The sequence below is a fragment of the Phenylobacterium sp. genome (assembly GCF_041919955.1).
Taxonomy (GTDB): domain Bacteria; phylum Pseudomonadota; class Alphaproteobacteria; order Caulobacterales; family Caulobacteraceae; genus Phenylobacterium.
Map to the genome: position 1 here is coordinate 110,710 of NZ_JAYRSU010000001.1, position 21,367 is coordinate 132,076.

20 protein-coding genes are annotated in these 21,367 nt (G+C 69.3%); 8 read left to right on the forward strand and 12 right to left on the reverse strand.

The window, feature by feature from the left end:
• Positions 1 to 24 precede the first annotated feature (24 nt).
• Positions 25 to 249, forward strand: coding sequence for a hypothetical protein (locus ACE3T2_RS00490; RefSeq protein WP_374653562.1), 225 nt, complete (start codon positions 25 to 27; stop codon positions 247 to 249).
• A gap of 53 nt (positions 250 to 302) precedes the next feature.
• Here ACE3T2_RS00490 and ACE3T2_RS00495 read toward each other — a convergent pair whose 3' ends face one another.
• From ACE3T2_RS00495 to arsC, 3 genes are all read right to left on the reverse strand, one after another.
• Complete coding sequence (locus ACE3T2_RS00495) at positions 303 to 1,532, reverse strand: TetR/AcrR family transcriptional regulator (protein ID WP_374653564.1); 1,230 nt, start codon at positions 1,530 to 1,532, stop codon at positions 303 to 305.
• A gap of 85 nt (positions 1,533 to 1,617) precedes the next feature.
• Positions 1,618 to 2,976, reverse strand: coding sequence for a peptidoglycan DD-metalloendopeptidase family protein (locus ACE3T2_RS00500; RefSeq protein ID WP_374653566.1), 1,359 nt, complete (start codon positions 2,974 to 2,976; stop codon positions 1,618 to 1,620).
• Positions 2,977 to 3,110: 134 nt separating this feature from the next.
• A complete protein-coding gene (gene arsC / locus ACE3T2_RS00505) occupies positions 3,111 to 3,470 on the reverse strand; it encodes an arsenate reductase (glutaredoxin) (RefSeq protein ID WP_374653568.1) in 360 nt (119 codons plus the stop codon).
• Positions 3,471 to 3,666: 196 nt separating this feature from the next.
• Between arsC and ACE3T2_RS00510 the strand changes: the two genes are divergently transcribed.
• On the forward strand, positions 3,667 to 4,272 hold the full coding sequence (locus ACE3T2_RS00510) for a YceI family protein (RefSeq protein WP_374653570.1): 606 nt from the start codon (positions 3,667 to 3,669) through the stop codon (positions 4,270 to 4,272).
• 4 nt (positions 4,273 to 4,276) lie between these two features.
• On the opposite strand, the gene ACE3T2_RS00515 is transcribed toward ACE3T2_RS00510, so the two are convergent.
• Together ACE3T2_RS00515 and ctrA are read right to left on the reverse strand one after the other, a co-directional pair.
• Positions 4,277 to 6,667 carry a M20/M25/M40 family metallo-hydrolase gene (locus ACE3T2_RS00515; protein WP_374653572.1) on the reverse strand — a complete coding sequence of 797 codons (2,391 nt, stop codon included), beginning with the start codon at positions 6,665 to 6,667 and terminating at the stop codon, positions 4,277 to 4,279.
• A gap of 118 nt (positions 6,668 to 6,785) precedes the next feature.
• Positions 6,786 to 7,481 carry a response regulator transcription factor CtrA gene (gene ctrA / locus ACE3T2_RS00520; RefSeq protein ID WP_374653574.1) on the reverse strand — a complete coding sequence of 232 codons (696 nt, stop codon included), beginning with the start codon at positions 7,479 to 7,481 and terminating at the stop codon, positions 6,786 to 6,788.
• A 322-nt stretch (positions 7,482 to 7,803) separates the two neighbouring features.
• Between ctrA and ACE3T2_RS00525 the strand changes: the two genes are divergently transcribed.
• The 4 genes from ACE3T2_RS00525 (at position 7,804) to ACE3T2_RS00540 (ending at position 11,836) form a co-directional block, all read left to right on the forward strand.
• Complete coding sequence (locus ACE3T2_RS00525) at positions 7,804 to 8,934, forward strand: SDR family oxidoreductase (protein ID WP_374653576.1); 1,131 nt, start codon at positions 7,804 to 7,806, stop codon at positions 8,932 to 8,934.
• Between the two features lie 84 nt (positions 8,935 to 9,018).
• Entirely contained in the window at positions 9,019 to 10,356 is a 1,338-nt protein-coding gene (gene fliI / locus ACE3T2_RS00530) for a flagellar protein export ATPase FliI (protein WP_374653578.1), read from the forward strand.
• Positions 10,353 to 10,769 carry a flagellar export protein FliJ gene (locus ACE3T2_RS00535; RefSeq protein ID WP_374653580.1) on the forward strand — a complete coding sequence of 139 codons (417 nt, stop codon included), beginning with the start codon at positions 10,353 to 10,355 and terminating at the stop codon, positions 10,767 to 10,769. The genes fliI and ACE3T2_RS00535 overlap by 4 nt, the downstream gene beginning before the upstream one ends.
• Before the next feature lie 38 nt (positions 10,770 to 10,807).
• Positions 10,808 to 11,836: an endo-1,4-beta-xylanase gene (locus tag ACE3T2_RS00540; RefSeq protein ID WP_374653582.1), complete on the forward strand. Its 1,029-nt coding sequence runs from the start codon at positions 10,808 to 10,810 to the stop codon at positions 11,834 to 11,836.
• Here ACE3T2_RS00540 and ACE3T2_RS00545 read toward each other — a convergent pair.
• Positions 11,833 to 12,219, reverse strand: coding sequence for a DUF4282 domain-containing protein (locus ACE3T2_RS00545; RefSeq protein ID WP_374653584.1), 387 nt, complete (start codon positions 12,217 to 12,219; stop codon positions 11,833 to 11,835). The genes ACE3T2_RS00540 and ACE3T2_RS00545 overlap by 4 nt on opposite strands.
• 225 nt (positions 12,220 to 12,444) lie before the next feature.
• On the opposite strand from ACE3T2_RS00545, the gene ACE3T2_RS00550 reads away from it, so the two are divergent.
• Both ACE3T2_RS00550 and ACE3T2_RS00555 read left to right on the forward strand, forming a co-directional pair.
• Positions 12,445 to 12,948: a GNAT family N-acetyltransferase gene (locus tag ACE3T2_RS00550; protein ID WP_374653586.1), complete on the forward strand. Its 504-nt coding sequence runs from the start codon at positions 12,445 to 12,447 to the stop codon at positions 12,946 to 12,948.
• 53 nt (positions 12,949 to 13,001) lie between these two features.
• On the forward strand, positions 13,002 to 14,063 hold the full coding sequence (locus ACE3T2_RS00555; protein ID WP_374653588.1) for a tetratricopeptide repeat protein: 1,062 nt from the start codon (positions 13,002 to 13,004) through the stop codon (positions 14,061 to 14,063).
• Positions 14,064 to 14,070: 7 nt separating this feature from the next.
• Here the strand turns inward: ACE3T2_RS00555 and flhA are convergent, their stop codons facing one another.
• The 6 genes from flhA to fliF all read right to left on the reverse strand — a co-directional run bounded on the left by flhA (position 14,071) and on the right by fliF (position 21,304).
• Positions 14,071 to 16,167 carry a flagellar biosynthesis protein FlhA gene (flhA, locus tag ACE3T2_RS00560; RefSeq protein WP_374653590.1) on the reverse strand — a complete coding sequence of 699 codons (2,097 nt, stop codon included), beginning with the start codon at positions 16,165 to 16,167 and terminating at the stop codon, positions 14,071 to 14,073.
• Between the two features lie 85 nt (positions 16,168 to 16,252).
• Positions 16,253 to 17,620: a sigma-54 interaction domain-containing protein gene (locus ACE3T2_RS00565; RefSeq protein ID WP_374653592.1), complete on the reverse strand. Its 1,368-nt coding sequence runs from the start codon at positions 17,618 to 17,620 to the stop codon at positions 16,253 to 16,255.
• 30 nt (positions 17,621 to 17,650) lie between these two features.
• Positions 17,651 to 17,989, reverse strand: a complete 339-nt coding sequence (gene fliN, locus ACE3T2_RS00570; protein ID WP_374653594.1) for a flagellar motor switch protein FliN — start codon at positions 17,987 to 17,989, stop codon at positions 17,651 to 17,653.
• Positions 17,990 to 17,994: 5 nt separating this feature from the next.
• Complete coding sequence (locus tag ACE3T2_RS00575; RefSeq protein ID WP_374653596.1) at positions 17,995 to 18,639, reverse strand: flagellar assembly protein FliH; 645 nt, start codon at positions 18,637 to 18,639, stop codon at positions 17,995 to 17,997.
• Positions 18,639 to 19,652, reverse strand: a complete 1,014-nt coding sequence (gene fliG, locus ACE3T2_RS00580; protein WP_374654043.1) for a flagellar motor switch protein FliG — start codon at positions 19,650 to 19,652, stop codon at positions 18,639 to 18,641. Before fliG ends, ACE3T2_RS00575 begins: the two co-directional genes overlap by 1 nt.
• Positions 19,653 to 19,660: 8 nt before the next feature.
• Positions 19,661 to 21,304 (reverse strand): flagellar basal-body MS-ring/collar protein FliF, encoded by a 1,644-nt coding sequence (gene fliF, locus ACE3T2_RS00585; protein WP_374653598.1) that lies wholly within the window; start codon positions 21,302 to 21,304, stop codon positions 19,661 to 19,663.
• Positions 21,305 to 21,367 lie beyond the last annotated feature (63 nt).

A 21,367-nucleotide genomic window follows, 5' to 3' on the forward strand; every position in this document is an offset into this window, starting at 1 on the left:
CCGCGCCAGCCCAGGGAGAACGCCATGTCCCGCACTCTTGCCTGGACCGCGGCGCTTGCGCTGACGGCCGGCCTGTCGATGGCGGGGGCTGCTTCGGCTGCGCCCTGCCGCGACGCCAAGGGCCACTTCGCCAAGTGCCCGGCCGCTGCAGCCGCGGCGGCCAAGCCCGAAAAGTGCCGCGACGCCAAGGGTCACTTCACCAAGTGCGTCGCCGGGGCCAAGCCGGCGGCGACCGTGGCCAAGAAGTAAGCGTCAACAAGAAGGGGATAGGACGCCCGGGGGCCGGACCCCGGGCGTCTTTCCTATTTGACGAAGAAGCCGAGCAGGCAGGGCCGCAGGTATTCCTCAATCACGCCCTCGGTCGACGGCGGGGTCTTTTTCGGCTCCAGCGGCAGGCAGGCGTTGAACACCACCATCGAGGTGTAGGCGGCCAGCAGCGGATCGACGGGCCGGATGGAGCCGTCGGCGATTCCGTCCGAGATGATCCCGGCGAACGAATTGCCGATCTGCTGGAAGCGAAGCAGCATGCGCCGGCGCATGGCCGTCGGCACCGCCGCCAAGGCATGGTGGCGAAGGATTCGCCCGCCGCCGCCTTCGGCCTGGTGCATGCCCAGGGAGACCACCGCCAGCCACAGCCGCTCCCATCCCGAGCCAGCCTTGCCGGCCTCGCGCCTGGCGCGCTCGATCAGATCGAAGGTGCGCTGGAAGCAGGCGACGGCGAGTTCGTCCTTGTCGCTGTTGTGGTGGTAGAACGAGCCCTTGGTGACCTTCAGCTCCGCCGAGATCTTGTCGACCGAGGCGCCGCGATAGCCCTCACGGTTGATCAGCTTGGTGGCGGCCACCAGGAAGCGGTCGCGCGTCACCTCGTCGTTCTCGGCGACCGGGCCGCCCAGATCGACCAACGGCAGGCCGGGCCAGGCCCGGCCCTGAGCGGCCAGACCGTTCACCAGGATGTCGGCCAGGCGGGCGGCGACGCGGCCGTAGTCGTCGGGCGCATAGGCTGGCAGCCAGCTGTCGGACCAGGTCAGCAGGTTGACCACAAGCCGCGCCAGGCCCTGGCGGCGCAGGGTGGCGACCCAGGGCGTGTCCTCCGACTTCAGCAGCCGCCCGATGCGGACATAGAGCGCCTCGAAGGCGTCGATCACCGGCTGCTTCTGGTCGCCCTCGATCAGATAGACCTCGCTGAACGGCGCCAGAGGGCCTTCCTCGCCGAGGGCGATGCGGCGGCGGGTTTCGAAATAGGCGGCGACGAAGGTGGTCAGCCGGTCGGCCGGCGCGCTGCGCGCCTCGGCCTGGTCGAGCATGGCGGCGAAGCGGCCGATGGTGTCGTGCAGCACCGCGGCGGCCAGGTCTTCCTTGCGTTTGAAGTAGTAGGTCAGGCTGACCGGGTGCAGGTCCATCCGCTTGGCGACGGCCGCCAGGGTGAACCCGCTCATACCCTGCTGGGCGAACACCTCGGTGGCGGCCGCCATGATGGCGTCTCGCTTGGCGGCGTAACGCGCGCGGGGCTTGGACTGGGCGGCTGCGGTCAAGACGATCCTCCGCTCGAACACGGTTCGACGGGCGACGTTAGTGCGCGCGCGCGATGGTTGGAAGCGCCACCGAACGCCTTGGGCGTCAGCGCCGCAGGGAGGGCGCCTGGACGGTGTCGGCCAAGGCCAGGCGGCCGGCGCCGTCCTCGGCGTCCTGCCGCTTGATCATGGCGTCGATGCGGGCCTTCTGGGCGCGGAAGGCGGCCAGCTCGCCGCCGGCCAGCACGGTGCCCTGAGGCACCTTGGCCCCGACCGGGTTCACGCGCTTGCCGTGCTGCCAGATCTCGTAGTGCAGGTGCGGGCCGGTGGAGGCGCCGGTCGAGCCGACATAGGCCACGACCTGGCCCTGGCTGACGCGCTGGCCGGCGCGCACGCCCTTGCCGAAGCGCGAAAGGTGCGCGTAGCCGGTCTCGAAACCGCCCGAATGGCGGATGCGCACCCAGTTGCCGTACCCGCCCCATCGGCGCGCCTCGACCACCACGCCATCGCCCGCCGCGAAGACCGGCGTGCCGCTGCCGGCCCCGAAGTCGATCCCCTGGTGCATGCGGTTGTAACCGAGGATCGGATGGCGGCGCATGCCGAAGCGGCTGGTCATGCGGGCGTTGTCGACCGGGGTGCGAAGCAGGAAGCCTTTGATGTTCTTGCCGGTCTCGTCGAAGTACTGCACGTCGCCGTTGGAGCGCTCGAAGCGGTAGAACTGCACGCCCTTGATGGCGGCGTATTCGAGGGCGCCCGTCTCGATGGTGCGGCCGCTCTCGGTGACCTTGCGGTCGAAGATCATGGTGAAGTCGTCGCCGGGCTTCAGATCGCGGTCGAAGTCGACCTTGTGCGAGAACAGCTTGACCATTTCGCTGACCAGCGACGGGTCCGCGCCCATGCGCGAGGCGCTCTCGTAGAGGGAGCCGTCGATCTCGCCGCGGGCGACCATCTCCTCGTCGCGGATCTTCTCCTCCATCTCGCGCAGGCGCAGGGCGCCGTCGAAGGCGCGCGACAGGGTTATCGACTGGGCGGGGCCCGTGCGCAGCGACAGGCCGATCAGCCTGGCCGGGCCGCGCTCGCCGCGCGGACGGGCGACGGCCGCGTCGAAGGCCATCCCGGCCTTGATGTGGACGGTGTCCATGGCCTCGGCCAGCGTCTCGACGGCGCGGCGCGCCTCGTCGCGTGGAACGCCGGCGCGCTCGACGGCCGACTCCAGCGTCTCGCCCGGCAGCACCTTGACCGGCACGCTCTGCGGACGGGCGAAACCGGGCTGGGCCTCGGACTGGGTGAAGGCCGCATGCTGCAGGGCGGTGATGGTCGCCGAGTCCATCGGCGCCTTGGCCTGGGCCGGCGGATTGTCGGCGGCCAGTTTCCAGCCGACGGCCAGGGCCGCGATCCCCGCCAGGCCGATGGCCAAGCGCGGCGTGAGGCGGAAAGTCGGGCGTCGCGGATCGAACTCTTGCATCGTGCCCCCGTACTCGCGATGCCCATGGACGTCCGTCGGCCCATGGAAAAGGCGCTAGATAGCTGGCGAACGGCTTAGCCGTTGTCTACCGATTATGGTTAATCGCCGGTAAGCTTTTCCGGCGGCGACGCCTGTTAGAGCAGACGCAGGACCAATTCGGCAGGACGGCACAGAGCCGCACCCTTAGGCGTGGACACGATAGGCCGATTCACCAGGATCGGATCGAGGATCATGGCCGCGATGATCGCCTCGCCCGAGGTCGATGGGTCGGTCAGGCCCAGTTCGTCGGCCCGCGTGCCCCGATCTCGGAGAATTTCACGGGGCGAAACACCCATGCGGGCGGTCAGGTCCTCGAGCTGCTCGCGCGTCCAACCGGTCTTCAGGTACTCGACGACCGTCGGCTCCACACCCTTCTCGCGCAGCAGCGCCAGGGTGTTGCGAGACGTTCCGCAGGAAGGGTTGTGATAGATGACGACCCCGTCTTGAGCGCTCATGCGGCGTCCTTTCGCAAGCTTCACCAGGACCGTGGCGGACAGCGCCCGCATGGCGGTCGGAGGCCAATACCGCGTTCCGCTGGGCGCGCGCCACCCCTGGAAGATGCGAACGAGTTTCAGCACGGTCCTTGACGGAGGCGGGGCGCGCCTTGATCTAGGACGGACTGGGCCCGTGAAAAACTTGGAGAACCTCAAGATGAAGAAGCTCTTGGCCGCCGCCAGCCTGGCGGCCGTGATGATCGCCACCCCCGTCCTGGCCCAGACCCCCGGGGCGCCGGACGTCTCGCGCGTCACCGCCGCCACCTACAAGGTCGACGCCAACCACACCCAGGTAGTCTGGTCGGTGGACCACATGGGCTTCTCGATCCTGTACGGCATGTTCGGTTCGATGAGCGGCACGCTCGCCCTCGATCCGGCCAAGCCGCAGGACGCCAAGGTGTCCATCGAGATCCCGATGAGCGGCATGACCACCACCTCGGCCGGCTTCACCAAGCACCTGTCGAGCGCCGACTTCTTCGACGTCGAGAAGTTCCCGACCGCGAAGTTCGAGTCGACCTCGGTCGCAGTGAGCGGTCAGACCGCCAAGATCACCGGCAACCTGACGCTGCACGGCGTGACCAAGCCGGTCGTGCTGGACGCCAAGTTCACCGGCGCCGGCTCCAACCCGATGAGCAAGGCCCCGACCGTGGGCTTCTCCGCCACGGCCAAGATCAAGCGCAGCGACTTTGGCCTGGGCCGCGTGGTCCCGGTCGTCGGCGACGAAGTGGATCTGAAGATCACCGCCGCCTTCGAGAACAAGTAGGCCTCTACCAGGCGAACTTGCGGGCGCCGCCGACCAAGGCGGCGCCCGAATTGCCGAACCCGGCCAGGCCGGACGGCGGATGCGGCAGAGGCTTCAGGCCCGCCGGCAATTCCGAGAGAACCGCAGCATAGTCGGCCTGGATCGACCCGGGCGCGCGGCTCCGGAACCGAAGCGTGAGGCCTGGGGCCGGCGCTTCCCAGGCGATGCGGGCGCTGGAGCCCGGCTCGCCCAGCATCTTCGCAGGACGACCGTTGATCGTCAGATCGGTCAGGGCGGCGTCCGACGTCAATCTCAGCATCAGGGTGCGCGTTCCGGGCGGCGGCGTCAGGACCAGCTCGTGCGCGCCGTCGGCCGTAGGTGCGAAGGCCGCGGTGAAGGCAGGTGCGGCGGTCATGGCGGCGGACGCCGCCCAGACCTCCTTGCGGCGCAGGGCGGGCAGACTGACCTTTTCGATCTTACCGCCGTCGGCGGCCAGGACCTGGCGCGTCCAGTCCGGCAGGGCGGGCGCGTCGCTGATGCGCAGGGTGCGTGTCGGCTCCAGATAATAGGCGACATGGGTCGGCTGCGGGTAGCGCGCGGTCCAGGGCGGGTCGATGCGGATCGCCGTGACCGCGGCGGCGCCGAGCAGCAGGATGGCGAGAGCCGCGGTGCGCGCGCCTTTCTGATCCTCGGCCGGCTGGGCCAGGGGCCAGAGCAGCAGGGCGGCGATCCAGACGATGACCGCGAGCAACTCGGGCTGATCGAGGCCCAGATAGATCCCGTGGCCGAAGGCGAGCAGCCAGCCGAGACCGGCGGCCGCGATGGCCCCGAGCACGATCAGCGACGGCAGCTTGCGGCGGCTGGCGAAGGCGGTGAGAGCGGCGGCGAGCGCGGCCAGGGCCAGCGGCCAGGCGACCAACATCGCGGTGGTCGGCGCGGCCGCCTGCAGGCCGCAAGCGGCGAGGAAGCCTGTCGCGAGCACACCGGCCCAGGCGCCGGCGACGCCGGCGGGGCGGCCGAAGGAGACGAGAGCGAGCGCCGCGCCGAACCCGCCCACGGCCAACGCGATCATGTCGGTGTGTCCGAAGGCCGACGAGGCCGCGCCCAGCGCCAGGACCAGCACCGCGCCGGCGAGACGCATGCGTCCACGGCCCGCGGCGGCGGCGGCCAGGACCAGGGCCCCGGCGCCCAGCAGGGCCACCGCCGTTTCCCACCGTCCAGCCTGGGCCAGCAGGTAGTGCTGCTCGAGGAAGCCGAAGCCGGCCCCGGTGGCCAGGCGCGCGAGCTTCAGGCTGACCACCGCCAGGGCGATGGCGTAGAGGGCCGCGCCGACGCCCTTGGCGATGTCGACCAGAGCCAGGGCCTTGGCCTGGCGGGCACGCCAGGCGCCCACGGCGATCAGGACCGCGATGGCCGCCAGCAGCAGCCAGCCCGCGGCGGGCGGGTAGGCGAGGATCTTGTCGCCGTAGACATTGGCATAGACGAGGTTTGGGCCGTTGGCGGGCAGGGCCTTGGCGAAGGCGGCCTCGCGCGTGGCGGCCAGCGCCTCCTGGCCCATGTGCTGCAGCGAGCCCTTGTCGAGATTGGCTGGGGTCGAGGTCGGCGCGTGATAGTCGTACTGGCCGGCGATGAAGGCGTAGTTCAGGCCGGCGACGTCCGCGGCCTTGGACACCGAGAAGTCGGTGTCATTGGGCATCTGCTCGTAGAGGAAGACGGTGAGCGTGGTCGCGGCCGGGCTGACCGAGCCGCGCTGGAGCAGGCCGATCGTGCCCGCGTTGGCCGAGCCGGTCTGGAACATCTGGGCGCGGCCGGCGCCGCCGCGCGCCTCCATGTTGATCATGAAGCCGATCCGCTTGGCGAGCGGGTGCTGGTCGAAGAAGGCCTGGGCGCCGAGCAGGCCGCTCTCCTCGCCGTCGGTCAGCAGCACGATCACGTCGCGGGCCGGGGTTCCCTGCGCCTTCAGCGCGCGGACGATCTCCAGGGCGGCTGCGGTCCCGGCCGCGTCGTCGGCCGCGCCCGGCGAGCCCGGCACGCTGTCGTAGTGGGCCATCAGCGCGACGGCCGGAGCGGCGCGATCCGCCCCTGGCAGGACGCCGACGATGTTCTCGACAGTTCCGCCGGCGGCCCAGGAGATCTTGCCCTGGGGCTCATGGCGCAGAACCTCGGCGCGCTGCACCTGCGGCGAAAGGTCGAGCGCGGTCATCCGGGCGACGAGGTGGTCGCGGGCCGCGGCGTTGGCGGCGCTCCCCATGGGGTGCGGGACCGACGCGATCGCCTCGACATCGGCCATGGCGCGTGAGGCGGAGAAGGCGGCCGCAGGGGCGTTCCCCGGCGACGGTTCAGGCGTGCGCTCTCCGGCCCAGGCCAGGAAGAAACCTGCCGCAAGGCACAGGATCAGTGCGATCGAGCGTCCCATGTCTCCGCCTCCCCGCGAACACTTTTGCCGGGAGCCTAGCGCGGAACTCACGCAAAAAGAAAACGCCCGCCGGAAGGAGCGGCGGGCGTCTATGATTTCAGTCGTCGCTCAGCGCCATTCAGGCGGCGGCGGCGGCCTCGTGCGGGTCGCGCAGCACGTAGCCGCGGCCCCAGACGGTTTCGATGTGGTGCTTGCCGTCGGCGGCGGCCGCAAGCTTCTTGCGCAGCTTGCAGATGAAGACGTCGATGATCTTCAGCTCGGGCTCGTCCATGCCGCCATAGAGGTGGTTCAGGAACATTTCCTTGGTGAGCGTGGTGCCCTTGCGGAGCGAGAGCAGCTCCAGCATCTGATATTCCTTGCCCGTCAGGTGCACCCGCACGCCGTTCACTTCAACGGTCTTGGCGTCGAGGTTGACGGTGATGTCGCCGGTCTTGATGACCGACTGGGCGTGACCCTTGGAGCGGCGGACCACGGCGTGAATGCGGGCCACCAGCTCGTCCTTGTGGAACGGCTTGGTCATGTAGTCGTCGCCGCCGGCGCCGAACGTCTTGACCTTGGTGTCGATCTCGGCCGTGCCGGACAGGATCATGATCGGGGTGTTGATCTTGGCGACCCGCAGCGTGCGCAGCACGTCCATGCCGCTCATGTCAGGCAGGTTCAGGTCGAGCAGGATCAGGTCGTAGTCGTAGATCTTGCCGAGATCGACGCCTTCCTCGCCCAGGTCCGTCGTATAGACGTTGAAGCCTTCCGACTTGAGCATCAGCTCGATGCTCTGCGCCGTGGCGCTGTCGTCCTCGATCAATAGTACGCGCATCGGTTCCTCCTCGAACGGCAGCGCTCAAGCCCAACTTCTTCAGGCAGTCCGCCTCGATCCTCGCGGTTAACTTGCCAGCGAGTTAATTTATGACCGGTTAATGGTGAAACGCCTTCGAGCGAATCGTTAATCCGGTTCGGGATTCGCCGACAAGCGTTGCGCCCGCGCACGGAGTCGCACGCGGGTTGAATCTTTTGTGATTGGACTTGTCGGGCGAACACCGGCTGCGGCGAGCCGCCGATTTTAACGTCATGACCATCGGGGAACGCCTGGGGAAGGCGCTCGTTCATTGGGGAGTCTCGCCCCAGCCGAAGGACGTATCATGGCCGTGAAACTGAAGCCGCTCGCAGACCAGGTCATCGTCATCACGGGGGCTTCGTCCGGCATCGGCCTGGCCACGGCGCGCAAGGCCGCCAAGGCCGGCGCAGCGGTGGTGCTGGCGGCGCGCAACGGCGAGGCTCTGCGCGCCGTCTGCGAGGACATCGAGGCCGAGGGCGGGCGCGCCTACGCCGTGCCGACCGACGTCGGAAATCCTGCGGAGGTCGAACGGCTGGCCCGTGCCGCGATCGCCCGCTTCGAGCGGATCGACACCTGGGTGAACGACGCCGGCGTCGGGCTGTTCGGCGAATTGCAGGATACGACGTCCGACGATCACGAGCAGCTCTTCCGGACCAACTACTTCGGAGTGGTCAACGGCTCGCTGGAGGCGGTGAAACACGTCCGTCAGCGAGGCGGCGGCGGCGCCCTGATCAACCTCGGCTCGGTGCTGTCGGACGCCGTGGTTCCGCTGCAGGGCGCCTATGCGGCCTCCAAGCACGCGGTGAAAGGATTCACCGATGCCCTGCGGATGGAACTGATCCGCGAGCGTCTGCCGGTCAGCGTCACCCTGGTGAAGCCGGCCAGCGTCGCCACCCCCTTCGCCGACCATGCTCGCAATCTCATGGAGAAGGCGGCGCGCCTGCCGCCGCCTCGCTATGCGCCCGAGGTCGTGGCGGATGCGATCCTGCATGCCGCGACGCATCCTATTCGGGAGCTTTCGGTCGGTGGGGCGGCGAGGCCCATGGCCGCAGGGTCGGCCGTCGCGCCGGGCCTGGTGGCGCGATTTGCCGCGCCGCTGATGCGCGGGCGGAACGCGCCGTCGCAGCATGACAATCTCTATACCGCCGGAGTCGACGGCCTGACCGATAGCGAGCGGATGCGAGGGCGCGGCTTCAGCCTCTATGCCGAGGCGCAGAAGCGGCCGGGCCTGGCGCTCGGCCTGGGCGCGTTGGCGGTGGTCGGGATCGCGGCCGTCGTCGGGCGCGGGAGCCTGGCGCGAAACGTCCGGCCGCTGCTCGCCAGGGCGGCCCGCCCGCTTGTGACGCGGGCGGCGATGCGCCAGCCCGTCGCAGCGGCCAAACTGGCCCTCAAACACCCGCGCCAGGCGGCCAGACTGGCCGCCGCGCTGCGCTGACGCGGGCGCGGAATCTTCACCAGGAGTTAACGGGGCCGGGCGGACTCTGCGGGCGGTCGAATCTGACCCTCGGGAACCTCGTCCTTGCGTAGCCTCGTCGCCGCTGTCGAACGGATTGATCCGTTGACCGTCTCCGGTCGCGTCGCAGCCGTGAACGGCCTCCTCATCGAGGCCCGCGGCGGGCTGACGCGCCTGGCGGTCGGGGCCCGCGCCGAGATCGAGCGGCGGGCGGACAAGCCGCTGGCGGCCGAGGTCGTGGGCTTTCGCGAGACCCGCGCTCTGCTGATGCCGTTCGGCCCGGTGGAGGGCGTGGCGCCCGGGGCCGAGATCCGCATCGAGCCGCAGGGCTCGGCCGTGCGGCCGACCACCGCCTGGCTGGGCCGGATTGTCGATGCGTTCGGGGAGCCGATCGACGGCCTGGGGCCGCTCCCACAGGGCACCGCCGCCTATCCGCTGCGCGCCGCGCCGCCGGCCGCCCATGCCCGCGGGCGGGTGGGCGAACGCCTGGACCTGGGCGTGCGCTCGATGAACGTCTTCACCACCTGCTGCCGCGGCCAGCGCCTGGGCGTGTTCGCCGGCTCGGGCGTCGGCAAGTCGGTGCTGCTGTCGATGCTGGCCAAGCAGTCGGACTGCGACGCGGTCGTGGTCGGGCTGATCGGCGAGCGGGGCCGCGAGGTCCGCGAGTTCATCGAGGAAACCCTTGGCGAGGAGGGCCTGAAGCGCGCCGTCGTGGTGGTGGCGACCTCGGACGAGCCGGCGCTGAAGCGGCGGCAGGCGGCCTACATGACGCTCGCCATCGCCGAGTTCCTGCGCGACCAGGACCTGGAAGTCCTCTGCATGATGGACTCGGTCACCCGCTTCGCCATGGCCCAGCGCGAGATCGGCCTGGCCGCCGGCGAGCCGCCGACCACCAAGGGCTATACGCCCACGGTCTTCACAGAACTGCCCAAGCTGCTGGAGCGGGCCGGTCCGGGGCCGATCCGGCCGGACGGCACCACGGCGGGACCGATCACCGGCATCTTCACCGTGCTTGTCGACGGCGACGACCACAACGAGCCGATCGCCGACGCGGTGCGCGGGATCCTGGACGGTCACATCGTGATGGAGCGGGCGATCGCCGAGCGTGGCCGCTTCCCGGCGATCAACGTACTGAAGTCGATCAGCCGGACCATGCCCGGCTGCCACCTTCCGCACGAGCGCGAGATCGTGAAGGCCGCGCGCCAATCGCTGGCCGCCTACGCCAACATGGAAGAACTGATCCGCATCGGCGCCTATCGCGCCGGCGCCGATCCGCAGGTCGACCGGGCCATCGCTCTCAACCCCTCGCTGGAGGGGTTCCTCGCCCAGGACAAGGACGAGGCGACGGGGCTGGAGGAGAGCTTCGACCTGCTGGCCAACATTCTGAACGGTGACGCCGCATGAGCTGGGCTCAATCGCTGATCAAGCTGTCGACCTACGAGGTCGAGGTGCTGCAGAAGCGGCTGGCGGAGATCGCCGAGCGCCGGATGGGCGCGGAGATGAAGCTGGCCCTGCTGGAGGCCGAGGGCGAGGCCGAGGCCATGCGCGCCCGCGAGGACGCGGAGGCCGGCTGGTACCAGGTCGGGTTCTGGGAAGGCCTGCGCGCCCGCAAGGCCATGGTGCAGGTCGACATCGACCGTATCGCTCTGGAGGAGGCCGGCGCGCGCGACGCACTGGCGCTGGCCTTCGAGGAGCAGAAGAAATACGAGCAGGTGGCCGAGAACATCCGCCTGGCCCAGCGCAAGGAAGCGGCCCGGCTGGAGACCGCCGCGCTCGACGAACTGGGCCTGCGCCGCGCAGCGGGCGGAAGTCGCTGATCTCCATCCCCGGCAGAGGCGAGGTTTCGCGCAGGGCGATGCTGGCCTCGGCCCTGGCGCTGGCCGCCTGCGACCGGCAGGGCGCGGCGCAGGCCGCGGCGGTCGACCTGCCGCCGCTCAAGTCGCTGGCGGCGTTTCCGGTGGGGACCTGCGTGCAGGCGGTCCAACTCGACGATCCCGGCTTCGCCGCCCTGGTCGCGGCCCAGGTCTCCCAACTCACGGCCGAGTGGGAGATGAAGATGGAGTACATCGTCCAGGACGATGGCTCCTTCCGTTTCGACGCGCCCGACCGCATCGCCGCTTTCGCGCGCACGCACGGCCTGAGGTTCTTCGGTCATACGCTGGTCTGGTACGCCCAGAGCCCGCCTGCCTTCGAACGGCTGGACGCGGGCCGGATCGCCTTCGACGGCGCCTATCGCAACTACATCCACGCCGTGGTGGGCCGCTATCGGGGCCAGGCGGTCGGTTGGGACGTCGTCAACGAGGCGGTGGCCGAGGACGGCGAGGGCTGGCGCGATAGCCTGTGGTCGCAGCGGCTGGGCCGGTTGGAACACATGACGCTGGCCTTCCAGCACGCGCGAGAGGCCGACCCCGAGGCGGTGCTGTTCCTCAACGACTACAATCTGGAGAACCTGCCGAAGAAGCGCGCGACCTTTCTCAAGCTTGCCGAGGCGTTGTTGAAGGCGGGCGCGCCGCTAGGCGGACTCGGGACCCAGACGCACGTCGCCGCCGACCTGAAGGCCGGGGAACTGGCTGCGGCGCTGAAGGACCTGGCCAGCCTGGGCCTGCCGATCCACCTGTCGGAGATGGACGTCTCGCTGAGCCGCGCCGAGGGACTGATCCGCGACCCGGCCAAGCTGGCGGCCGGCCAGGCGCGCGTTTATGCGGAGGCCGCCGAGGCGTTCTCGAGCCTGCCCGCGCAGCAACGCTTCGCCTTTACCCACTGGGGGCTGCGCGACAAGGATTCCTGGCTCAAGCGAGAGGACGCGGCCGACACGCCCCTGCTGTTCGACGATGCGGGGCGGCCCAAGTCGGCGGCGGCGGCCTGGGCGGGGGGATTGCGTTAGTTCAGCGGACCGGGCGCGCGCGGCGCGGGGGCCTGGTCGGCGGCGTCGGCCGCCTGGCGCAGGGCGTGCAGGTCGTCGCTGAGGCGGAAGAGGGCGACGTAGAGTTCGCAGAACGAGCGCCACAGCAGAACGAGGCCGCCGACGACCAGAAGACCGGCCACCAGCACCGGAATAGCCAGGATCACGCCAATCCAGCTCTCCTCGCGCAGCGCCACGCCCACGGCCGCGCCCACGGTCCCGAACGCGATCAACGCGATGACGCCGAGGCCCGCCCAGTAGATCAGGTGGATGACCTGGTTGGTCATCAGCCGCTCGAAGGTCAGCAGATCCCAGAAGATCGCGCTGCCCGGGCCGCGCCGGGTCGGGGAAGCAGGTCGCCGCATTCGAAATCCAACGCTTCGCGGCGGATGCCGCGTCAGGGGCAAATCGCTATCAGCGCCCGGGCGCGCCTGCAACGCCCGTTAGGGAGAACGGCGAGCCGGCGGCGCGGCTCCAGATGCGGAATGCTGGAAAAATCCGCCCCCGGTTCAATCAGTTGGGCCGAAAAACGCGCGTCCCGCGCGCGGGTCGGATGACAAAGGTCGCCGAATGCGTGTTAGCCTTCGCCCATGAGCACGACACAAGCCGCCGAATGGAGACTTGAGCCGATCTCGGGCGCGGATCGCGACATGGTCGAGGTGATCGGCCTGCCGCCCGAGCAGGAAGCGTTCGCCGGCAGCCTGGACGAGGTGTTCGGCCGCCTCAACGAATCCGAGGCGGTGGGTTCCGAACAGGGCTTCGCCGTAGTCGAGCCGGGCGGCGAGGTCGTCGGGTTCTTCGTATTGCGCGAGGGCGTGCGCCGCCCGCCATGGGCCCCGCCGGGGACCGTCACCCTGCACAATTTCCGCGTCCGCCCGGGGTTCCAGGGCAAGGGCGTCGGCCGCCGCTGTATCAGCTTGCTGGAGGACTGGTTCGCCCGCGAGCGGCCGGTGCAGCCGCAACTGATGCTGGCGGTGAACGAGCGCAACCAGCCGGCCATCGAAGCCTACCGCAAGATCGGCTTCGTCGACACCGGACAGAGGTTCGTCGAGGAACCCGCGGCCAAGCTGATTTTCGCCAAGCCGCTGGTATAGCTTGACCACGGCGTGACGCTGACGATGCTGCCTGGGGTTGCAAGGGGGCGTCGATGAAAGCGAAGTATCGAAAGTGGCGTCGGGCGCTGTCGGGCTTGGCGCTTGTCGGGAGTCTGGCTGCTGCACCCGCCGCCTGGGCCGAGGTCGATCCCGTCTTTCTCAACAACCGGGCGACGCGGCTGTTGAACGCGGGCGATGTCGATGGGGCCATCGCCGATCTCAACGAGGCGATCCGGCTCGATCCGAAGCTGGCCGCGGCCTACGTCAATCGAGGTCTCATCTACGCGCAGAGGCGCGACCAGGCCCGGGCGATGGCCGACTATGACGCGGCCCTCGCCCTCGGCGCGGGGAAGAGCGCGTACACGAACCGCGGCAACCTGTTCATGAGCATGGGCCAGCATGAACGCGCCGTCGCCGACTATCAGGCCGCGCTGAAGCTTCAGCCGCTGGCGTCCCTCACGCTGATAAACCTCGCAATCGCCTATCGGGAAATGGGGCGATACGAGGAGTCGCTGCGGGCGGCCGACCACTCCTATCGTCTGAAGACCGAGCCGCGGGCGCAGGTCGTTCGTGGGGACACGCTGCTGCTGATGGGCGACTACGCCGCGGCCGAGAGCGCCTACACCAAGGCGATCGTCACGGTGCGAAAGTACACCGAGGCCTACCGCGACCGCGCCTATGCGCGGCTGAAGCTCGGAAAGTACGACCTGGCCATGGAGGACGCCGACAAGGCTGTCGAGCTCGAGCCCGGCCGGCCGGACGTGCTCAACAACCGTTGCTGGCTGCGCGCCATCGCCGGCCGCGACCTGCAACAGGCGGCGGCCGATTGCGACGCGGCGCTGGCCAACGCTCCGACCAACGCCGGGATTTTTCACACCAGGGCCTACGCGCGCTTGCGGGCCGGCGACGTGAGCGGCGCCAGCGCCGATCTCGAGCGGGCCGACGCGCTCCAACCGGACGCGCCGGATATCCTGTTCCTGCGCGGCGCCATCAAGCTGCGGTCGGGAAACGAGGCGGACGCCCGCGCCGACATCACCCGGGCGCTCAAGCTGAACCCGATCGTCCATCGGGACTATGACGGCTTGGCGCTTCCCGCCTGGGCGAGCGCGCCCTGACCCTTGGTCAAATCTGGCCCACCGTCTTGAGGCGGGCCTTGGGGTGGATCTCGTTCTGGCTGAGCACCGGGGTCTGGCCGCGGAAGCGCTCGATGATCGAGCGGACATAGGGCCGGATCTGCGGGCTGGTCAGCAGCACGGCGCTGTCGCCGGCCAGGGCTGCACGCTCGAAGGTCTCGCGCACGGCGCGGATGAAGTCCTGCAGGCGAGAGGGCGCGAGGGCCAGCTGCTTGTCGTCGCCCGGCCCGATCAGCGCCTCGGCGAAGGCGTTCTCCCACTCGCCGGACATGGTGACGATGGGCAGGGCGCCGTCGTCGCCGCGATAGGCGAAGGAGAGCTGGCGGGCCAGGCGGCCGCGGACGTGCTCGACCAGCAGGGTGATCGAGGAGGTGTGCGGAGCGGCCTCGCCGATACCTTCCAGGATGGCCGGCAGGTCGCGGATCGAGACCCGTTCGCGCAGCAGGGCCTGGAGCACGCGCTGGACGGTGGTGGCGGTGACGACGCTGGGGATCAGATCGTCGACCAGCTTCTTCTGCTCGCCCGGCAGTTCCTTCAGCAGCTTCTGGACCTCGGCGTAGGAGAGCAGGTCGGGCATGTTCTCCTTGAGGATCTCGGTCAGGTGCGTGGTCAGCACTGTGGCGGGATCGACGATGGTGTAGCCGCGGAAGGTGGCTTCCTCGCGCAGGGATTCGTCGATCCAGGTGGCTGGCAGGCCGAAGGCCGGCTCGCGCATGTGCTCGCCCGGCAGCTCGACCTGGCCGCCGGAAGGATCCATAGCCATCAGCGAGCCGAGCCGGACCTCGCCGCCGCCGCCTTCCATCTCCTTGATGCGGATCATGTAGCCCTGGGAGGGCAGGCGCATGTTGTCGAGGATGCGCACCGCCGGCATCACGAAGCCGAAGTCCTGGGCGAGCGTGCGGCGCAAGGCCTTGATCTGGTCGGTCAGGCGGCGGCCTTCCAGGTCGTTGATCAGGGGCAGCAGGCCGTAGCCCAGCTCGATCTTGATCTCGTCGATGGCCAGCGACTGGGCGATCGGCTCTTCCTGGTCCTGGGCCGGGGCCGCGTCGGCCGGCACGATGTCGACCGGCGGCGGAGCGGCGGCCTCCTGCGACCTGCGCCAGGCGAGGAAGCCGGCGCCGGCGGCCAGCGCCGCGAACGGGATGATCGGCATGCCCGGGATCAGGGCGATGACGCCGGCCGAGGCCGAGACCATGCCCAGACTGATCGGGTTCATGGCCAGCTGGGCGACCAGGGCCTTGTCGGCCGAGCCGTCGACGCCGGCCTTCGACACCAGGAAGCCGGCGGCGATCGAGATGATCAGGGCCGGGATCTGGCTGACCAGGCCGTCGCCGATGGTCATGATCGTATAGGACGAGGCGGCCTGGGCCAGCGGCACCTTGTGCTGGACCACGCCGATCAGGATGCCGCCGATGATGTTGATGGCCACGATGATCAGGCCGGCGACCGCGTCGCCCCGCACGAACTTGCTGGCGCCGTCCATGGCCCCGAAGAAGGTCGATTCCTGTTCCAGCTCCTTGCGGCGCTTCTTGGCCTCGGCCTCGTCGATCAGGCCGGCCGAGAGGTCGGCGTCGATGGCCATCTGCTTGCCGGGCATGGAGTCGAGGGTGAAGCGGGCGGCGACTTCGGCGATCCGGCCCGAACCCTTGGTGATGACGACGAAGTTCACGATCACCAGGATGGCGAAGACGATCACCCCGATGACGAAGTTGCCGCCCATCATCAGCTTGCCGAAGCCTTCGATGATCTTGCCGGCCCCGTGCGCGCCCTCATGGCCGTGCCCGAGGATAAGGCGGGTCGAAGCGACGTTCAGGCCCAGGCGATAGAGGGTGGCGACCAGCAGGACGGTCGGGAAGGCGGTGAATTCCAGCGGCTTCTTGATCAGAAGCGAGGTCATCAGGATCAAGACCGACGAGGTGATCGAGATCGCCAGCAGCAGGTCCAGCATGAACGCCGGGATCGGCAGGATCAGCAGGATCACGATGCCGACGACGCCAAGCGCCAGGGCCACCTCGCCCTTCATCAGCCAGCCCAGCATCTCGCGGGGCGTGGGGCGGTTCGAGGATGGCAGCGTCGCGTCGGTCATCTTCGGATCCTCCTCGCCCGGCCGGGGGCGAGGTCAGGCAATGGGCGGCCGGGGCCGCGGAGACTCATGGCGTAGCGGGGCCTGTTCAGGCCGCGCTGGCGCCCATCTGCGGAGCGGGCACGGAGACGCCCGCCTCGGAATATTCCTTCAGCTTGTTGCGCAGGGTGCGGATCGAGATGCCGAGGATGTTGGCCGCATGGGTGCGGTTGCCCAGGCAATGCGACAGGGTGTCGAGGATCAGCCGCTGCTCCATGTCGGCCACGGTCTGGCCGACGAAGGTGCGGGTGACGGCCTCGGCCACGTCGACCGCGGCCTGGGCCGTGCGGGCGGCGGGATCGGGCGCGGCCAGCGGCTGGCCGTCGGGCAGGCGGATGGCGCCTTCCTCGATTTCGGCGCCGGTCGCGAGCAGCACCGCGCGGTGCATGGCGTTCTCGAGCTCGCGCACGTTGCCGGGCCAGCGATGGGCGGCCAGGCGACGCTTGGCCTCGGCCGACAGCGGCCGCTCGGGCATGCCGTTGGCCTTGGCGTACTTGCGGATGAAGAACTCGGCGAGGGCGACCACGTCGCCGGGCCGCTCGCGCAGCGGCGGCAGGCGCAGGTTCACGACATTGAGGCGATAGAGCAGGTCCTCGCGGAAGGTCCCGTCCTTGACCGCCTGGGCCAGGTCGCGGTTCGAGGTGGCGAGGATGCGGATATCGACCTTCACCGGCTTGGCGCCGCCGACGCGGTCGATCTCGCGCTCCTGGATGGCGCGGAGCAGCTTGGCCTGCAGGCGCGCGTCCATCTCGGAGATTTCGTCGAGCAGCAGGGTGCCGCCGTTGGCCTCCTCGAACTTGCCGATGCGCCGGGCGACGGCGCCGGTGAACGCGCCCTTCTCGTGGCCGAACAGTTCGCTTTCCAGCAGGTTCTCGGGGATGGCGGCGCAGTTGACGGAGATGAACGGCCGGGTGGCGCGGCGCGACTTCTGGTGCACGTAGCGGGCGATGACTTCCTTGCCCGAGCCGCTCTCGCCGGTGATGAGGATAGAGGCCTCGGACGGGGCGACCTGGTCGGCCAGGGCGAGCACCTGCTGCATCCCCGGGTCGCGGACCACCATGGGCTTGTCGTCGTCGGAGACGGCCGAGAGCACGGCGGCGATCATCTCGGCGTCGGGCGGCAGGGGTATGAATTCCTTGGCTCCGGCGCGTATGGCGTCGGCCGCCTTGCGCGCGTCGTTGTCGACCCCGCAGGCGACGACCGGCACGCGGATGCGCTCGGCCTCGTTGGAGGCGATCAGTCCGGCGATGTCGAGGTCGTAGTCGACCAGCAGCAGGTCGGCCCCCTGGCCGGCGCGCAGGGCGTGGGTGGCCGCCTCGATGGTTTCGACGTGGCTGACCTTGGCGCCCGCCGTCATCGCCATCTTCACGGCGGTGGAGAGCTGTCCGTTCAGTTTTCCGACGACCAAAAGCCGCATAGCACTATCTCCTGGGGACCTTCAGGGCGATCAGCCCTGGGTGTCGCCGTCCTTGATGATTTCGGTCATGGTCACGCCCAGGCGGTCGTCGACAATGACGACCTCGCCGCGGGCGACCAGGCGGTTGTTCACGTAGATGTCGATGGCCTCGCCGACCTTGCGGTCCAGGTCGAGGACGCTGCCCGACTGGAGCTGGAGCAGCTGGGCCACCGACATAGTGGCGCGGCCCAGCACCGCCGAGATCGACACCGGCACGTCGAAGACCGGGGCGAGATCTGTGGCGCTCTTGTCGACCATCTCCATGCCCATCTCGGCCATGGGGGTGTCGGAGGGACCGAATTCGTCGAGTTGAAGGTCGTTGTCGGCCATGGCGGTCAGCTTTCGCTTCCGGGAATGAGGGGTTCGGCGTGCAGGCCCTCGGCGGCGAGAGCCGCGTTCAGGGCCGCGGCGACGCGTTCGGCGGCTGCGGCCGGGTCGAAGGCCGCGGCGCCGTCGCCGAAGTCGATGGAGAAGGCGGCCTCGCCCAGCGGGGCGGCGCGCACCTGGATGGCGCCGGCATAGCCGATCGCCTGGGCGGTCTCGGCCAGGGCGGCCTGCACGCCCTCGGCCAGCTCGGGCGGAGCGCTGACCACCAGCCGGGGCGAAGCTTCGATCTCGCGGGCCAGGTTCTCCAACGCCGCCTGCATCGGAGCGTAGGGGAAGCGGGCCAGGGCGGCGTCGGCGATGGCGCGGGCGCAGGCCAGGGCCAGCTCGGCCGAGCCTTCGCGATGTTCGTGGGCGACGCTGGCCAGCTTGGGCAGCGCCTGGCCGACGATCGCGGCGATCTGGGCCAGGGCCTGGGCCTGGAGCGCGGCCATCGAGCCCAAGGCCTGCTGCTCGCCCTCGGCGAAGGCCTGGGCGCGCAGGGCCTCGACCTCGTCGGCGGTGAACAGCCGCTTGGGCCGTGGCGGCGAATAGGCGCCGCCGGCGTTGTCGAACACCGTGTCGAAGCCGAACTTCTGATGGGGCGACCCGGTCATCAGTAGATCAACTCGTCATCGCCGCCGGCGCCGGCCAGCATGATCTCACCCTTGGCGGCCAGATCCTTTGCGACCTGGACCATGGCCATCTGGGCCTGGTCGACGTCGCGCAGGCGCACCGGCCCCATGCCTTCCATGTCCTCGCGCATGATCTTGGCCGCGCGCTCGGACATGTTGGAGAAGAACATCTCGCGCAGGCTGTCGGACGAGCCCTTGAGGGCCAGGGCCAGCTGGTCCTTCTCGACGTTGCGCAGCAGCGTCTGGACGCCGCCCGGATCGAGCTTGGACAGGTCCTCGAACACGAACATCAGCGCGCGGATGCGCTCGGCGCTCTCGCGGTTGCGCTCCTCCAGGGCGGCGATGAAACGCGCTTCGGTCTGGCGGTCGAAGGAGTTGAAGATGTCGGCCATCATCTCGTGGCTGTCGCGCTTGGAGGTGCGCGCGAGATTCGACATGAACTCGGTCCGCAGGGTCTGCTCGATCTTGTCGAGGATTTCGCGCTGCACCGGCTCCATACGCAGCATGCGGGTCACGCACTCGAGCGCGAAATCCTCGGGCAGCGCGGCCAGCACGCGGGCGGCGTGGTCGGCCTTCACCTTCGACAGCACGACCGCGACCGTCTGCGGGTATTCGTTCTTGAGGTAGTTGGCGAGCACCGCCTCGTTCACGTTGCCCAGCTTGTCCCACATAGTCCGGCCGGCGGGACCGCGGATTTCCTCCATCAGGGAGTCGACCTTGTCGGGCGGCAGGAAGGCCTGGAGCAGGCGCTGGGTCTGCTCGAAGGAGCCCATGATCGCGCCCGCGCCGGACATGCCGGAGATGAAGTCGACCAGCAGCTGTTCGACCGCGGCCGAAGACACGGTGCCAAGACTGGCCATGGCCTGGGAGATTTCCTTGATCTCCTCCTCGTCCAGGTGCTCCCAGATGGTCTTGTGTTCTTCGCCGAGCGCCAGCAACACCACGGCGGCGCGTTCGGGCCCGGTCAGCCGGGCAGGATCTGTTATGGCCTTCACGCGCGCGTTCACGAGGTTTCATGGAGCCAGGTGCGCAGCAGCGACACCGACTCTTCCGGATGGCTTTCGACGAACTCGGACACGCGCTTGACCGACGAGGCCTTCACCTGGCCTTCGATGCGGGCGATATCGATACGGGACTCGAGCTCGTTGCCGGGGTTCGGCAGGGCGAGCGCCTGGCCGGTCGCAGGGTCGACCTGGATCTGCATCTGCTGACCGTCGGGCGTGGTCACCACGCGGGTGACGGCCGGACCGCCGGCCAGGGCCGGCACGCCGCCGGCCGGCGGCTTCAGCATCGGTCGGACCACGAAGAAGATCATCAGGATCGCGACCAGGCCGAGGATGGCCAGTTCGACCGCGCGCATGATGTCGTTCTTGTCGAATCCCATCAGCGGGTTGGCCGTCTCGACCCCGCCTTCGGCGTCGGCCTGCGGGAAGCGGACGTTGACGACCGTCACCTGGTCGCCGCGGTCGGCGTTGAAGCCGACGGCGGTGCGGACCAGCTGCTCGATCCGCTGCATCTCCTCGGCCGTGCGCGGCGTGTAGGCGCCGGGCTTGCCGTCCTTGCCCGCGGCGGCGGTGACGCCGTCGACGGCCACGGCGACCGACAGGCGCTTCATGTCGCCCGGCTCCTGAACCTCGGTGCGGACGGTCTTGGAGATTTCATAGTTGGTGGTCGACTCGGTGCGGCCGCTGGCCGATTGGTTCGTGGTCTCGCCGTTGGCGCCGGCGCCGCCCGGGATGTTTGCGCTGGCCGAGACCGCGCCGTTGGCGTCGGGCTGGTTCTCGCGCGAGTTTTCTTCGTTGGTGGTCTCGGAGCGCACGACCTGGCCATCCGGGTCGAAGGTTTCTTGTTGGACAGTGACGCGGGCCAGGTTCAGGTCGGCGGTGACGTTGACGCGGGCCTTGCCGGGGCCGACTACGCCCTCGACCAGTTTGGTCACGGTCTTGGCGATACGCTGCTCAACCTCGTTGCGGCGGCCGTCGGCGGCCTGGCCGCCGAAGCCGTCCTCGCCGCTCGACAGGGTCTTGGCGTGCTGGTCCACCACCGTCACCCGGCCGGGCTTGAGGTTCGGCACCGCACCGGAGACGAGGTTCTGGATCGCCTGAACCTGGTCGCTGGAGGGATTGCGGCCGCCGACGTGGATGGTCACCGCGGCCGAGGGCTGCTCGCCCTCTTCCTCGAACAGTTGACGCTTGGGCAGGACCAGGTGGACGCGGGCCGAGGTCACGCCGTCCAGGCTCTGGATGGTGCGCGCCAGCTCGCCTTCCAGGGCGCGCTGACGGTTGAGCTGCTGGACGAAGTCGGTTTGGCCGAGGGCGTTGGCCTCGTCGAAGATCTCATAGCCCACCGAGCCCGAGGTCGGCAGGCCCTTGCTGGACAGCATCAGCCGTGTGGAGGCGACCTTGTCGCGCGGCACCATGATGGTCGAGCCGTCGCCCTTGACCTCGTACTTCACACCGGCCTGGTCGAGGGCCGTGGTGATCGAACCGGCCTCCTTGAGGTCCAGGTTCGAATAGAGCAGGGCCTTGGGCTCGCCGAAATTCATCGTAAGGGCGATCAGGGCTGCGGCCACGCCGACGCCGATGCCGAGGATCGCCGCAAGGCGGCCGATCCCGAACCTCTGCAAGGCGGCGACAAAGCTGTTCAACGCGGACGTCCTTCCCAGGGTACGCGGGACGAACCTTTTACTCGCCCGCCGCTAGGCAGGATT